Consider the following 13653-nt stretch of genomic DNA (forward strand, 5'->3'; position numbering starts at 1 on the left):
CGATCTTCGGCACGGTCTTCGCGAGCCGCCTCGCCGACAAGCTCACCGACGCGTTCCGGGGCGTACGGCTGCCCGCCGGGGCCTCGGCCGACGCGCTCAAGGCCGACCCGCGGGGCATCTCCGCCCTGCCCCCGTCCCTGCGCCCGGCCGCGCTGCACGCGTACGCGTCCGCCATCACCGACGTCTTCCTGTACGCGGCGCCGATCGCCGCGCTCGGCTTCCTGCTGGCCTGGTTCCTCAAGGAGGACAAGCTGCGCGGCTCGGTCACCGCGCCCGACGTCACCGAGACGCTGGCCAGCAACCCGGTCCAGCGCTCGTCCTACGACGAGGTGTGCCGCGCCCTGTCCACGCTCGGCACGCGCGAGGGCCGCCGCGAGATCTACCGCACGATCACCGAGCGCGCCGGGTACGACCTCCAGCCCGCGGCGAGCTGGCTGCTCCTGCGGATGAGGAAGTACGGCACGGTCGAGCCGGCCCTGCTCGCCGAGCGCACCCCCGTCCCGCTGTCCGTCATCCTGGAGGGTGCCCGCCAGGTCGAGGAGCGCCGCCTCGCCGTGCGCGAGGGCATCGACCTGGTGCTGAGCCCGCAGGGGGCCCTGGTCGCCGAGGACCTGGCGCACGCGCGCGAGGCGTCCCTGGCCGAACTCCTCGGCGACTGGTGGGGGCCGGACCGCCCCACCGACCTGGTCCGCCTCGTCCAGGAGCTCAACGCGGAGCTGTGCGGCTCCGACCGAGAACAGCCGCGCACCGCCGCCCGCGCGCCCCGCCTCAGCTGAGCGCCTTGGCGAACCAGTGGTCGGCGTACGGGTCGTCGTTGTGCGGCCGGGTCTCGGTGTAGCCGAGCCGCGCGTACAGCGCCCGCGCCTCGACCAGGTCGGCGCGGGTGTCCAGCACGATCCGGGCGGCGCCCAGCGCCCGCGCCGCCCGCTCGGCCGCGGCCACCAGCAGCGCCGCCCCGCCCGTCCCGCGCGCCCCGGGCAGCACGAACACCCGCGTCAGCTCGGCCGTGGCCGCGTCCAGCAGCCGTACGCCCGCGCTGCCGGCCGGGGTCCCGCCGTACCGACCGACGAGCAAACGGCCGGTGGGCGGGGCGAGTTCGGCGCCGGTGCGGGCCGCGACCTCGCGCTCCAGCTCGTCGGGGTCGGTGCGGCGCCCCTCGTGCAGGAGGTACCAGCGGTCGCTGACCTCCGTGTAGTACGCGCGCCACAGGCCGGCGGCCACGGCGGAGTCGTACGGCTCGGGCGCGATCGTCCAGGTCATGACCGCATTCTCGGCCGGGCCGGCGCACCGGCCGCAAGTGAATAAGGGCCCCGGCGCGCGGTCCGGGGTCCGAGGGGGGACAATCCGCGCTTGTTTGAGGGGTGTGGTGCGGGCAACACGACCGGAAACCGGCCGACACGGCCGACTCACCGGAAGGCAACCATGTCCACAGGCGTGATCATCGCTCTGATCGTGGTGGCGGTCGTCGTCGTCGCGGTCCTCGTGGCCATGTGGGTCCGCGGCCCGCGTGGCGCACACGGCCTGAAGCAGCGCTTCGGGCCCGAGTACGACCGGGCGGTCGCCCGGCACGGCGGCGACAAGAAGGCGGCCGAGCAGGAGCTCGGCGCCCTGGTCGAACGCCACGGCAACCTGCAGCGGCGACCGCTGGAGCCCGCCGAGCGGGAGCGGTACGAGGCCCGCTGGACGGCGGTGCAGGAGCGCTTCGTCGACTCGCCCCGCGAGGCGGTCGTGGAGGCGGACCGTCTGGTCGCCGAGCTGGCCGGCGCCCGCGGCTACCCGGACGGCGCCCAGTACGAGGAGCAGCTCGCCGCGCTGTCCGTGCACCACGCCCACCACGTGAACGGCTACCGGACCGTGCACGGCGTGGCCCACAGCCGGACCGCGGGCACCGCGTCCGGTGACGGCAGCGGCCCGGGCACCGAGGACATGCGCACCGCGCTGATCGAGGCCCGCGCGCTGTTCGAGGACCTGCTCGGCTCCGGCCGCGACCGGGCCCCGGCGGTCCGCGACACGTCCCGTGGCAAGGACCGTTCCGGCCGGCAGCCGTTCGCCGTCCGCCGACACCAGGCCCACTGACCGGGAGGAATGAGCGCGATGACCGACCTGACACCGGGCGGCCCGGACGAGCGCCGCGGGACCGCGGCGGCCGGGGGCACCCAGCAGACCGACGGCGTGACCGAGGCGGAGCGCGTGCGGGAGGCCAAGCGGGCGCACGACGCGTACCAGGACGACCGGGCGGCGGCCGAGGCCGCCCGGCAGGACCCCACGGGCCACGGGGCCTCGGGCTTCGACACCGGCACCAGCACGCTGGACGCCGGCACGGCGCACACGACCGGCGCGGCCGGTGCGACGGCCACGACGGGAACCACCGCCGCCGCCGGTAGAACGAGCACGACCGATACGACGGGCACCACGGGCACCACGGGCACCACCGGTACCACCGGTACCACCGGTACCACCGGTACCACCGGTACCACCGGTACCACCGGTACCACCGGTACCACCGGTACCACCGGTACCACCGGTACCACCGGGGCCTACGCGACCGTCGTACCCGACACGACGACGGGCACCACCGGGACGACCGACACGTTCGCCAAGCCGGCCACCACCGGCACCGGCACCACCTCGGACGGATCCGCCTCCCCGGCCACGGAGACGGCCGGGGCGACCGGGACCGACGCCCCGTCCCTGCTGCCGCGTGACGCGAGCGACGAGCTCGCCGGGCGGCTGCGGCAGACGGTCGTCGAGTTCGTCGACCGGCCCAAGGAGGCCGTCGAGGAGGCCGACCGGCTGCTGGAGGAGCTGGCGAACCGCTTCACCGAGGCGGTGACCGAGCGGCGCCGTACGCTGCGCGGGGCGTGGCACACGGACGACACCGGCAAGCGCGGCGCCGGTTCGACCACGGACACCGAGCAACTGCGGCTGGCGTTGCGGGACTACCGCGAGCTGGCGGAGCGGCTGCTACACGTCTGACGGGTCCGGCGACCCACCGGGAGTGGCGCGGCGCTCGCGCCACTCCCGCACGACCGCCTCCACGTCGTACGGCTTCTTGCCGAGCGGCGGGCCGGGCGGCGGCTTGAACATCATGTCGCGGATCTTGACGTTCACCTCGGTGATGATCCGCCGCACCACGCGCTCCGACGGTGCGGCCCAGGCCGCCTCGAGCGCGTCCTCGGCCTCCTTGCGCAGGGCGAGCGCGGGAGGCAGCACGGACAGCCCCTCCCGGGCCATCTTCCGCTTGATCCACCACAGTTCGTCGTACGAGCTCTCCAGCCCCGGCGGCAACGGCTCGCCCGCGCCCGGCAGTCGCTCGAACTCCCCGCGCCGCTGCGCGTCACGGATCTGCTTGTCGACCCAGGACTCGAACGGCACACCCGGTGGCTTTCGCTCGGTCATGCGTCCATTGTGCCGGACGCGGCAGGGCCGGGCGATTTATCATGCGGCGGCTGTAGTTCACGAGGACTCTTCAGAAGGAGCGCACGTGCTCGAACTCACCATGGCGTCCGTCTCGGGGGCGGAGGAGGGCGCCACGGCCGGCATGCTCATGGCCGACGCGCCCAGTGAACCGGGCGCCGTGCTGCGGGTGGGCCGGGACAGGTCCGTGTGCCGCCTGGCCACGCCCGACGACTGGCTGTTCGTGTCCCGCGTGCACCTGGAGTTCCTGTGCGGGCCCGAGGGCACCTGGCAGGTGTCCTGGCTGCGCGGCTCGCAGCCCGACCCGTCCTCCGAGGTGCGGCTGGTGGTCGGCCAGTACGCTCAGACCATCGCCTACGGCGGGACCGTGCCGCTGCCGCGCGGCGGCTCCGGCGAGATCGTCGTCCAGGACCGCACCGGGCCGCGCAGCGTCAACGTCGGCTTCTACCACGAGGGGTAGGGCAGAGGGCCGTCACCCGGGGGTGACGGCCCAGCCGGTCAGCAGGTCAGAAGGTGTACGACGCGCGGACCGAGCAACTGGGGCTGCTGAACTTCGCCCCGGCCGACCCCGACGCCGTGTCGCTCTTCAGGTCGTAGCTGCCGGTGAACGGGCCCAGTGAGCAGGAGAGCGGGACGCTCCAGCCCTTGCTCGCGTTGCTGCTGTTCACCTTCACCCCGCCGCCGAAGCTGGGGTTGCCCAGGCCGGTGGAGAGCCCGAGGTGGAAGGTGCCGTCGCTGTTGAAGTTGAAGCTGGCCCCGAGGCAGACGAAGTAGCAGCCTTCGACTTCCGGGCTCACCGAGAACAGCCCGCTCGGGTCGATCCGGTTGACCGGGTCGCCCTCGGCGTAGAGGTACGGGTTCTTCTCCTGGCCCGAGGGGTCGGGCTGGGTGAAGCGGGTCAGCTCCGGGTCGTAGTAGCGGCTGCCGAAGTGGTACAGCCCGGTCGGGTCGAGCTGGCCGCCCGCGAAGCGGAACGGCTGCGGGACCGTCTCGGTGGTGCCCGTGCGCGGCAGGCCGGACGGCGTGTACGCGTAGGTGTCGACCTGCTTGCCCGACTCGTCGACCAGGGCGGTGACCGAGCCGAGGGCGTCGGTCAGGTAGTAGTAGCTGGTGCCGTTGGTGGACACGGAGTTGAGGGTGCCGCCGGGTTCCCGGATGTACTCGCTGTCCTTGCCGGCCGTCGTCTGGCCGGACAGTCCGAGCGGACCGTTGTGGAAGACGGTGTCGCCCAGGCGGGTGCGCTCGCTGCCGTCGGTGCTGGCGTACTGCGCGGAGTACGACGTGCCGCCGGTGGTGAGGGACTTGAGCTGGCCGTACCCGGTGTACTGCTCGGCGGTGCGGGCGGCCTGCGGGGTCGGGGCGCCGGCGGTCTCGTTGCCCGCCTTGTCGTAGGACCAGCCGGTGGTGACGCCGTTGCGCGCGACCAGCTCGGAGGCGTCGTCGTAGGTGTAGACGGTGGACGCCGGGCAGCCGGGCGTCTGGCCGCGTGAGGTGAGGTTGCCCGCCGGGTCGAAGCACTGCTGCCAGGAGGTCTCCACGCCCCGGGCGTCGGTCTCCTTGGCCAGCGAGAGCCGGCCGGCCCCGTCGTAGGTGTACTCCGTGCGCGCCTTGGTCAGCGTGTCGGTACGGGAGTGGATCCTCGCCCCGTCCACGGTGACGCCGCCGGCGGTGTAGCCGTAGCCGTAGGACAGGTGGCTGAGGATGATGCCCGAGGGGGCGACGGTCCGGATGTCCTGGGGGCGGCCGGAGGCGTCGAGGGACTGGGCCTGGACGGTGCCGCCCGGGTAGGTGGTCTTCGTGCGCCGGTCCTCGTTGTCGTACTCGTACGTCGTCCTCTTGCCCTGCGGCCCGGTCAGCCGGGTCAGCCGGTGCGCCGCGTCCCACGCGTAGGTCGTGGTGCCGCCGGGGTCGCGGTAGGTGTCGACGTTGCCGTCGGCGGTGTAGGCGAGCACGGTCTGCGAACCGTCCTGGAGGGTGCGGATCGTCTCCCGGCTCAGGGCGTCGAACTGGTAGCGCTGGGTGCCGGTGGCGTCGGTGCGGCCGACGAGGTTGCCGTCGCCGTCGTAGGCGTAGGTGACGTCGGCGGAGCCGGTCGCGGTCACCCCGACGACGCGGTCGCGCCGGTCGTAGGTGTAGGCGGTCTTCACCCCGCGGCCGTCGGTCGTGCTCGCCGTGCGGCCGAGGGCGTCATAGGTGTACGTGGTGCGTCCCAGCGGCGCGGGCGGGGTGACGCTGTCCAGGTTGCCGGCGGCGTCGTAGTGGAACTCCGTCTTCTTGCCGTTGGCGTCGGTGGCGGTGCACGTCTGCCCCTGGAAGCCGCCGCACTTGGGGGTCGCCTCGTTGTAGGAGAAGGACACGGTGCCGCCGCCGGTGCCGGTGGTGGCGACGGACGCGGTGTTGCCCGCCGTGTCGTAGGAGTAGCTGGTCTTCTCGCCGTCGGCGCCCGTGGTGGTGTTCGGGCGTTCGGCGCCGGCCACCGTCTGCCACTTGCCGGAGGCGTTCGCCCCGGTCGGCAGCTTCATCGAGGTGGGGTTGTTGCGGGCGTCCCAGCCGTAGGTGGTCACGTTGCCGCCGGAGCCGCCGCTGCCGGTGCCCATCGCGTCGGTGGCGGTCTGCAGCAGGTGATTCTGGTACGTCGAGGCCCGGGCGTGCCCGAGGGCGTCGGTCACCTTCACCATCTCGCCGTCGGCGTTGTGCTCGTACGTCGACCTGTGCCCGAGGGGGTCGGTCACGGTCGTGGTGCCCTGCTCCCCGGGGGTGGCGGCGCTGTAGGCGTAGGTGAACGTGGGGCCGCTGCCGCCCTCGCCGCTCTCGGCGTAGCGGCGCATGGAGGTCACCCGGTCGGCGGCGTCGTAGGTGAACGCGGTCGAGCGTCCCTCGGAGCTGGTCACCTTCACCACCCGGCCGTCGGTGTCGTAGCCGAAGGACGTGGTGTGGCCGGTGCTGTCGGTGGTCCGTACGACGTTGCCGTGGTCGGCGTCCAGGGTGTAGGTCACCGTGCGGCCGGTGTGGTCCTCGGCGGTCCAGCGGGTGGTGCCGGACCGGGTGAGGTCGATCCAGCGGCCCGAGCGGGTCTCGGTCAGCTTGAAGCCCGCCGAGGCGCCCGACGCGTCGAGGTGCGCGGTGACGGTGAGGACGCCGCCGTTGCGGTCACCGACCTTGGTGAGGCGGCCGTTCGCGTCGTAGGTGTCGGCGGCGCCGGACCCCCGGTCGGTGAGGGTGTAGGTGCCGTCGTCGTTCTTGCGCAGGTCCCTGGAGTAGCCGGACGGGGTGGTGAAGGTGCCGTCGGAGCCCCGGGTGAACTCGACGGTCGCGCCGGTCTGGTCGTAGGCGATCACCGAGTTCGCCCCGGAGACGTCCAGGTCGCGTTCCCAGTTCACCCACCAGGGGCGGCTGACCTGGCCCTCCGGTGCGGTGAACGCGTTGTAGGTGCGGGTGAGTTGCAGCTTCTGCCCGACGCCCGCGATGTCGAAGTCGGTGGCGGCGAGCATCAGGTTGCCGGTGGAGTAGTCGATGCGCCCCGTCAGGGCGTCGGTCATGCGGAACCCGAAGATGCTGTGCCAGGGCACGTCGCCCTGGCCGCGCGGCACGAAGGCAGCGGCGGCGGTGGCGGAGCGCGGCGCCGCCGGGCGCCGCCCGCCGTGCCGCAGCCGGTCCGACTCCCGCTGGTGCCAGGCCTGTTCGGCGGCGGACGGGCCGGCGGAGCGGACGGTGCCGGGCGGCCGGGTCGAACCGGCGCGCACCGGCGGCATCGGGGCGCGCCCGTGGTCCCCCCAGTGCGACCGGTCGCCGGCGGGCGGTCCGGCCTCCGGGGCGGCGACGGCCGGGACGGCGGCCGCGCCGAGGGCGGCGGCCGTGAGGACGACGGCCAGGGTGCGGGCGGCGCGCAGCCGTCCGGAGCGTAAGCGTCGTGCGCGGGCACGTGGTGTCGACACCGTTTCCCCCCGTTGGGACGGCGAGACGGCCACGGCAGCCGTCTCGGTCCCCTCAAAGTGACACGCGCCCGACGGGTGACAGCGGGCCGTTCCCCCGATCGGCAGTTGTATGCAGTCTCGAACAAGCCTGCGTGTGAGCAGGCGAGTTGTCACTGGTTTGGGTCGGATTGCGAACTGACGTGGGAAAAAAGGGGGTTGGTCCACCCCGCAGGATGACCGGTTCCCGTGCGCGGAACGCGTTCGTCCGACGGGGCGGACCGGTACAAAGGTCGGGAACCGGGCGAAGTCCCGATGCCCAGAAACGGAGCCTGCCGTGCCCACACGCCTGACCCTGGCCCTGTCCCTGCTCGCCGCCACCGCCCTGACGGGCCTGGTCCTCGCGCCCACCGCGTCCGCCGAGGCCGACCCGCCCGGCTGCCCCAAGGAGTACTTCTGCATCTACGCGGGGGAGGGCCAGACCGGCCAGCTCCTGGTGAAGACCCAGCACAGCTGGTCCGGCAGTGTCAGCGGCCGGTCCGTGTTCAACAACGGCATCCCGTACCCGGACGCCGACCACATACAGCTGGTCTGGACGTACCAGGGCAACACCTACGAGCAGTGCGTGCACTACAACCCCGGCCCCGGCGAGTACAAGCTCGACTTCTACGAGGGCGTGACCTTCACCAGGGCGACCTGGCGGGGCGAGTGCTGACCACGGCGGCCCGCCCGGGTCAGCCGAGCACCCGGGCCAGGGCGAAGCCGTCGTAGCCCTTGCCGCCCACCGTCTGGATCGCCGTCCCGCTGAGCCGCGGGTGGGAGCCGATGAGTTCGATGGCCGCCCGGGTGCCGCGCACGTCGTCGGCGGTGCTGCCGGCGTCGACGACGCGCCCGCCCCGGGCGACGTTGTCCAGGACGATCAGGCTGCCCTCCCGGGTCAGCCGCAGCGCCCACTCGACGTAGTGCGGGTTGTTGCCCTTGTCGGCGTCGATGAAGACCAGGTCGAACGGCGGGGGGTTCTCGTCGGCGAGCCGCGGCAGCGACTCCAGCGCCGGGCCCACCCGCACCTCGACCTGGCCGTCCAGGCCGGCCCGCGCGATGTTGCGCCGGGCGACCTCGGCGTGCCGGGGGCTGTACTCCAGGGAGATCAGCCGGCCCTCGGGCGGCAGGGCGCGGGCCAGCCAGATCGTGCTGTAGCCGCCCAGGGTGCCGATCTCCAGTACGGTGCGGGCGCCCTGCACCTGGGCGAGCAGCTGGAGCAGCTTGCCCTGGTTCGCGGTGACGCTGATGGGCGGCAGCCCGGCCGCCTCGCTGTCGCGCAGCGCGGCCGCGGTCACCTCGTCGTCGGGGGAGAGGTGCTCGGTGAAGTAGGCGTCGACGGCATCCCAGACCTGCGACTCGCTCATGCGCTCTGCCTCGTCCTCGCTGTGCGACCACTGACGTCAGAAACTCAGCGGCGCCAACTGTAGCTCCGCCCACCGCTCCGCGGCCGGAAACCGACCCCGCGGGACGGCCGGTCCGCCGGAGCACTATCGTCTTCCGGACAAAAGGAGAGCGGACGTCAGGTGAAACCGCGGTGGCCTGCGTCTCTGTCCGGGCAGGTGCGAGCCTCATAGGGTTTGCAGGGGAGACCCCGCGCACAGGACGCGCGGGGCGAACGGGGCGGGAGGCAGACGCGGCGTGGCGAATGCGGAGCACAGCGGGCGACCGGCGGGTGCCTTCGGGGCGACAGCCGTCGGCGCGACCAGGGCGCGGTTGCACGCGGCCCGCCTCGGACTGTGGGCGGTCGCGGCGGTCCTCGCCGTACGGCAGGTGGCCGTCGTCCTGAGCACCCCGCGCGGCGAGCGCCTGACGGACCTGGAGACCTGGGTCGGGCAGAACGGCGTCCTGCACGTCAAGGGCTCGCTCTACGACTCCACCCGGTTCACCGGCACGCCGTTCGGCGGTCTCGTCCTCAAGCCCCTCACCCGGGCCGCGGAGCAGGCCCTCGGCTGGGGCTGGACCTTCGGCTCGCTGCTGCTGGTCGTCGCCCTCGGCCTGGTGGCCGCCCGCGCGCTGCCCGAGCCGGTCACCCGGCGGGCGTCGCTGCTGGCCGCGCCGGTAGCGATCAGCCTGCTGATGCTGTCCCTGCCGGTGCGCAACGCGCTCTGGCTCGGGCAGACGAGCATCCTGCCGGTGCTGCTGGTGCTGTGCGGCTGCTTCGTGGCCCGGGGCGAGCGCACCAGCGGGGTGCTGATCGGCGTGGCGGCGGCGCTCCAGCCGACGGTCCTGCTGTTCGCGCCGCTGCTGTGGTTCACCGGCCGGCGCCGGGCGGCGCTGTCCACCGGCCTGACGTTCCTGGCCTGCACGCTGCTCGCCTGGGCCGCCATGCCGCACGACTCGTACACCTACTGGGTGCACCACATGGCGGGCACGGGCCTCGGCGGCAAGGCCGACGACCTCGCCAACCAGTCCCTGCACGGCGCCCTGCTGCGCCTCGGCCTGTCCGGACCGCTGGAGATCGGCCTGTTCCTCGCGCTGGGCGCGGCGGTGGCGGTCCTCGGCGTGCGCCGCGCGGTGCGCTACGCGCGCGACGGGCAGCTGCTGCTCGCGGTGGCGATCACCGGCTGCGCGGCGATCGCGGTGTCCCCGACGACCTGGCAGCACCAGCTGCTGTGGGTGCTGCTCGCGGTCGTCGGCCGGGTCGGCCGGCGCGCCTCGGACCGGCTGGTGTGGCCGGTGGCGGTCGTGCTGGTGATGACGCTGCCGGCGCGGATGATGCTGCCGAACATGGCGGCGCTGTACCCGCTGCGCGACAACGTCGTGCTGCTCGCCGCGCTGGCCGCCGCCACCGTGGTGCCGTTCCTGTCGCGGACCTCGCCGTACTTCTACCGCCCGGTCCCGACCGAGTACGCCGAGCAGCCCCCGGCGCGCTGGCGCCGCGTCCCGCTGGTGCCGTTCCTGCGGCGGGTGCTGACCCGGCCGAACCTGCTGCTGGAGCTGCTGCTGATCCGCGTCACGTACGCGGCCTACCAGCAGGTGCGGCTGGCGGCGACCGGCGGCACCAACTCGGGCGGCCGGGCGCGGGCCGAGGCCCACGGGCACCAGGTCCTCGACATCGAGCGGTTCCTGCACATCGACGTCGAGCACTGGGCGAACCACGCGGTCGTCAAGGTCGACTGGCTGCGCAACTTCTTCGACTTCTACTACGAGTCGTTCCACTTCGTGGTGCCGCTGTCGGTCCTCGCACTGCTGTACTGGCGCCGCCCGGTCGACTACCGCTGGGCCCGCTCGGCGCTCGGCTTCGCCACGCTGCTCGCCCTCGTCGGCTTCTGGCTCTACCCGCTGGCCCCGCCGCGCCTGATGCCGCACCTCGGCATCATCGACACCGTCCACGGCGTGCAGGACTTCTCCCAGCCCGACTACGGCACGCTGACCGCCCTGACCAACCAGTACGCCGCGATGCCGTCCCTGCACTTCGGCTGGTCGCTGTGGTGCGGCCTGGTCATCGCGATCGTGGCGCCCAAGTGGTGGATGAAGGCCCTCGGCCTGCTGCACCCGCTGTTCACGGTCTCGGCGATCGTGGCGACCGGCAACCACTGGGTGCTGGACGCGGTGGGCGGCGCGGTCGTGGTCGTCGCGGGCTTCGCCCTCACCTACGCACTCCAGGGCCCCCGGGGCCGCATGACGAGCACCACGGCGGCACGCGAGGAGGACGCCCCCCGCCCCCTGGAACCGGAGCGGGAACGCGCCGCGGGGGCGTGAGGGCGGCGTGCCCCGAGGGCTGTGACACCGGGGGCACGGTGCGGGCTTGGACTACGTCGGACGGGCGAGCGGGTGCTGCACCTGCGGTTCAGGGTGCGTCGCTGACCGTCGCCGGTCCGGGCGGTCCGGACCGGCCGGTGCCGCGCGCAGGGGAGGTGGCGGCGGCGTACCGGGCGGCCAGGGCGGTGAACGCCTCGGCTAGTTCCGGGGGGCCTATCACCTCCATGGCCGCTTCGAAGCGGCCGAACGACGCCGCGAGCGCCCCCCACGACCAGGAGCCGGCGGTGAGGGTGCACGTGTGGTCGTCGACGGCCTCGGCGGTGCCGTCCCCGGCGAACGGGAGGACCTCCCGCACCGGCAGGTGGAGGAGCACCGTTCCCCGGCAGGGCCAGGCGCCGGTGTCCGAGCCCTTGAACCGTGCGGAGACGAACCCGGCGACGTCGCCCCCGGGGACCGGGCGGCGGGTGAACCGGGGGCCGTTGGGGATGCGCGGACGGATGCGTCGCGCGCTGAAGAGCCGCCAGTCGTCGCGGTCGAGGTCCCACCCGACGAGGTACCACCTGCCGTACGAGGTGACGAGGTGGTGCGGCTCCACGCGGCGGGCCGGCCCGGCGGGGGCGGCGGCTCCCCCGTCCCGGGGCAGGTGGTCGAAGCGGAGGACCTCCCTGTCGCGGATCGCGTCGGCGAGGGTGACCAGCACGTCCGGGGACACGTCCACGGGAACGGTGTCCCCGGCGCGACCGACGGCCGTGACGTCGAGCGCGTCGAGGCGGTGGCGCAGTCGTGCGGGCACCACTTGGCGGATGGTGGCGAGGGCGCGGACGGCGGCTTCCGCGATGTCGGCGCCGAGGGCCGGTGCCGCCTGGAGCGCGAGGGCCACGGCGACGGTCTGGTCGTCGTCGAACAGGAGGGGTGGCAGCTCGCTGCCGGCCTCGAGCCGGTACCCGCCGTCGGGCCCCATGGTGGCCCGGATGCGGTACCCCATCTCCCGCAACCGCTCGATGTCCCGGCGCACGGTGCGGTCGCTGACGTCCAGCCGGGAGGCCAACGCCGCTCCCGGCCACTCCTGCCGCATCTGCAACAGCGAGAGCAGGCTCAGCAGCCGGGCGGTCGTCGTCATGTTCCGCACGCTAGCGAAGGTCCAGGACAGGAACTGACCTACACGGGCGGGAGGGTGGTCGCACCGGCCAGCAGGGCCGCCTGCCTCCAGGAGTGACGATGACCATCCAGACCACCACCCACCTGAACTTCCGCGGTGACGCCCGCCAGGCGCTGGAGTTCTACCGGTCCGTGTTCGGCGGACACCTCGTGCTCACCACCTACGCCGACTTCGGCATGCCCGCCGACGTTCCCGGTGCGGACAAGGTCGTCTTCGGACTCGTCGCCTCGGACGGCGGCTTCCGCGTCATGGGGTACGACGTCCCCGGACTGACCGGGGGAGGCCTCGCCGGCGGCGGTTCGACCCGCCGCGAGAACAACACCACCCTCACCGACCAGGCGCTGTTCGTGTCGGTCGGGTCGGACAGCCTGGAGGAGCTCCGGAGCCACTGGGAGGCACTGTCGCCCGGCGCGACCGTGGTCGAGCCGCTGGCCGCCTCGGCGTGGAGTGCGGGCTTCGGGATGCTCACCGACCGCTTCGGTGTCACCTGGAGCTTCAGCGTCGCGTCGTGAGGCCCAGGCGGGTCCTGAGGAAGCGGGCGGCGCGGTCGAGTGCGGCGTCCGCCTCGTCGAGGCGGCCGTAGTGGTGCTGGAAGACGTGGGGGAGGCCGGGCCCGACCTCCAGCGTGACCTCGACGTCGTCCGCGCCCGCCCGGCCGGCCAGCCGGACCGCATCGTCGAGCAGCACCTCGTTCGCCCCGGCCTGCACGAGGAGCGGGGGCAGGCCGGTGAGGTCGGCGAACAGCGGGCTGGCCAGGGGGTGTGCCGGATCGGTCGTGCCGAGGTAGAGGTCGGCGTAGTCGCGCAGGTCGGCTTCGACGAACAGCGGGTCGGCGTCCTCCTTGGAGCGGATGCTCCCGCCGGTGAGGGTGAGGTCCACCCAGGGGGAGAAGAGGACCACGGCGGCTGGCTGCGGCAGCCCCGCGTCCCGGGCCGCGAGCAGGGTGGCGATGCTCAGGCCGCCCCCGGCGGAGTCACCGGCCAGCACGAGGTCGCGCGGGTCGGTGTCCACCAGTAGCTCGCGGTAGGCCGCGAGCCCGTCGTCGACGGCCGCGGGGAAGGGGTGTTCGGGCGCCAAACGGTAGTCCACCGACACCGTCCGCAGTTCGGCGCGGCGGGCCAGTTCACCCACCAGGCCCGCATGGGTGTCCGGCGAGCCGACGACGTATCCGCCGCCGTGCAGGTAGAGCAGCCGGCCGCGGCCGGAGGCGGCGGCCGGCTCCAGCTCCAGGGCCGGCCGGCCGCCCAGGACGGTCCCGCGGGTGACCACGCCCTCCGTCGCGGGCCGGCCGACGGCCGCGGCGAAGCCGCTGCGCTGCTCTTCGGGAGTGGGCCGCGTCTCGCTGCGCGGGGCGGAACGGAGCAGGGCGTCGAGTGCGTCACGCTGCTGTCGGGACATGTCGGCCTCCGTGGGTCGGGGTGG

The 13653-nt window shown here is 73.5% G+C and carries 12 protein-coding genes and 1 pseudogene; 7 read left to right on the forward strand and 6 right to left on the reverse strand.

Going from position 1 to position 13653, the window contains the following annotated elements; all coding sequences use genetic code 11:
- A pseudogene (locus AQJ30_RS09670) lies at positions 1 to 776 on the forward strand (EmrB/QacA family drug resistance transporter); the annotation flags it as partial.
- On the opposite strand, the gene AQJ30_RS09675 reads toward AQJ30_RS09670, so the two are convergent.
- A complete protein-coding gene (locus tag AQJ30_RS09675; protein ID WP_067231314.1) occupies positions 769 to 1260 on the reverse strand; it encodes a GNAT family N-acetyltransferase in 492 nt (163 codons plus the stop codon). The pseudogene AQJ30_RS09670 and the gene AQJ30_RS09675 overlap by 8 nt on opposite strands.
- Before the next feature lie 162 nt (positions 1261 to 1422).
- Between AQJ30_RS09675 and AQJ30_RS09680 the strand changes: the two genes are divergently transcribed.
- Both AQJ30_RS09680 and AQJ30_RS40090 read left to right on the forward strand, forming a co-directional pair.
- Complete coding sequence (locus AQJ30_RS09680; RefSeq protein ID WP_067231317.1) at positions 1423 to 2076, forward strand: hypothetical protein; 654 nt, start codon at positions 1423 to 1425, stop codon at positions 2074 to 2076.
- An 18-nt stretch (positions 2077 to 2094) separates the two neighbouring features.
- On the forward strand, positions 2095 to 2976 hold the full coding sequence (locus tag AQJ30_RS40090) for a hypothetical protein (protein WP_067231318.1): 882 nt from the start codon (positions 2095 to 2097) through the stop codon (positions 2974 to 2976).
- Here the strand turns inward: AQJ30_RS40090 and AQJ30_RS09690 are convergent.
- Positions 2965 to 3399, reverse strand: a complete 435-nt coding sequence (locus AQJ30_RS09690) for a DnaJ family domain-containing protein (RefSeq protein WP_067231321.1) — start codon at positions 3397 to 3399, stop codon at positions 2965 to 2967. The genes AQJ30_RS40090 and AQJ30_RS09690 overlap by 12 nt on opposite strands.
- An 85-nt stretch (positions 3400 to 3484) precedes the next feature.
- On the opposite strand from AQJ30_RS09690, the gene AQJ30_RS09695 reads away from it, so the two are divergent.
- Complete coding sequence (locus AQJ30_RS09695) at positions 3485 to 3877, forward strand: hypothetical protein (RefSeq protein WP_067231323.1); 393 nt, start codon at positions 3485 to 3487, stop codon at positions 3875 to 3877.
- 46 nt (positions 3878 to 3923) lie between these two features.
- Here AQJ30_RS09695 and AQJ30_RS09700 read toward each other — a convergent pair whose 3' ends face one another.
- Positions 3924 to 7169 (reverse strand): RHS repeat-associated core domain-containing protein, encoded by a 3246-nt coding sequence (locus tag AQJ30_RS09700; RefSeq protein WP_079083986.1) that lies wholly within the window; start codon positions 7167 to 7169, stop codon positions 3924 to 3926.
- A 496-nt stretch (positions 7170 to 7665) separates the two neighbouring features.
- On the opposite strand from AQJ30_RS09700, the gene AQJ30_RS09705 reads away from it, so the two are divergent.
- Complete coding sequence (locus AQJ30_RS09705) at positions 7666 to 8043, forward strand: peptidase inhibitor family I36 protein (RefSeq protein WP_067231325.1); 378 nt, start codon at positions 7666 to 7668, stop codon at positions 8041 to 8043.
- A gap of 19 nt (positions 8044 to 8062) precedes the next feature.
- Here AQJ30_RS09705 and AQJ30_RS09710 read toward each other — a convergent pair whose 3' ends face one another.
- Positions 8063 to 8734 (reverse strand): O-methyltransferase, encoded by a 672-nt coding sequence (locus AQJ30_RS09710; protein WP_067231327.1) that lies wholly within the window; start codon positions 8732 to 8734, stop codon positions 8063 to 8065.
- A 274-nt stretch (positions 8735 to 9008) separates the two neighbouring features.
- Here AQJ30_RS09710 and AQJ30_RS09715 point away from each other — a divergent pair, with 274 nt between their 5' ends.
- Entirely contained in the window at positions 9009 to 11072 is a 2064-nt protein-coding gene (locus AQJ30_RS09715) for a bifunctional glycosyltransferase 87/phosphatase PAP2 family protein (protein WP_067231330.1), read from the forward strand.
- Positions 11073 to 11160: 88 nt separating this feature from the next.
- Here AQJ30_RS09715 and AQJ30_RS09720 read toward each other — a convergent pair whose 3' ends face one another.
- Positions 11161 to 12192: a helix-turn-helix transcriptional regulator gene (locus AQJ30_RS09720; protein ID WP_067231331.1), complete on the reverse strand. Its 1032-nt coding sequence runs from the start codon at positions 12190 to 12192 to the stop codon at positions 11161 to 11163.
- Positions 12193 to 12290: 98 nt separating this feature from the next.
- Between AQJ30_RS09720 and AQJ30_RS09725 the strand changes: the two genes are divergently transcribed.
- A complete protein-coding gene (locus AQJ30_RS09725; RefSeq protein WP_067231335.1) occupies positions 12291 to 12743 on the forward strand; it encodes a VOC family protein in 453 nt (150 codons plus the stop codon).
- Here the strand turns inward: AQJ30_RS09725 and AQJ30_RS09730 are convergent.
- A complete protein-coding gene (locus AQJ30_RS09730) occupies positions 12727 to 13629 on the reverse strand; it encodes an alpha/beta hydrolase (RefSeq protein WP_067231337.1) in 903 nt (300 codons plus the stop codon). The genes AQJ30_RS09725 and AQJ30_RS09730 overlap by 17 nt on opposite strands.
- Positions 13630 to 13653: the final 24 nt, after the last annotated feature.

Source organism: Streptomyces longwoodensis (assembly GCF_001514125.1).
GTDB lineage: Bacteria > Actinomycetota > Actinomycetes > Streptomycetales > Streptomycetaceae > Streptomyces > Streptomyces longwoodensis.

Excerpts from the sequence above, each read along its gene's own strand:
- AQJ30_RS09675 (WP_067231314.1), bottom strand. The coding sequence starts at position 1,260 with ATGACCTGGACGATCGCGCCCGAGCCGTACGACTCCGCCGTGGCCGCC.
- AQJ30_RS09680 (WP_067231317.1), top strand. The coding sequence starts at position 1,423 with ATGTCCACAGGCGTGATCATCGCTCTGATCGTGGTGGCGGTCGTCGTC.
- AQJ30_RS40090 (WP_067231318.1), top strand. The coding sequence starts at position 2,095 with ATGACCGACCTGACACCGGGCGGCCCGGACGAGCGCCGCGGGACCGCG.
- AQJ30_RS09690 (WP_067231321.1), bottom strand. The coding sequence starts at position 3,399 with ATGACCGAGCGAAAGCCACCGGGTGTGCCGTTCGAGTCCTGGGTCGAC.
- AQJ30_RS09700 (WP_079083986.1), bottom strand. The coding sequence starts at position 7,169 with ATGCCGCCGGTGCGCGCCGGTTCGACCCGGCCGCCCGGCACCGTCCGC.
- AQJ30_RS09710 (WP_067231327.1), bottom strand. The coding sequence starts at position 8,734 with ATGAGCGAGTCGCAGGTCTGGGATGCCGTCGACGCCTACTTCACCGAG.
- AQJ30_RS09720 (WP_067231331.1), bottom strand. The coding sequence starts at position 12,192 with ATGACGACGACCGCCCGGCTGCTGAGCCTGCTCTCGCTGTTGCAGATG.
- AQJ30_RS09725 (WP_067231335.1), top strand. The coding sequence starts at position 12,291 with ATGACCATCCAGACCACCACCCACCTGAACTTCCGCGGTGACGCCCGC.
- AQJ30_RS09730 (WP_067231337.1), bottom strand. The coding sequence starts at position 13,629 with ATGTCCCGACAGCAGCGTGACGCACTCGACGCCCTGCTCCGTTCCGCC.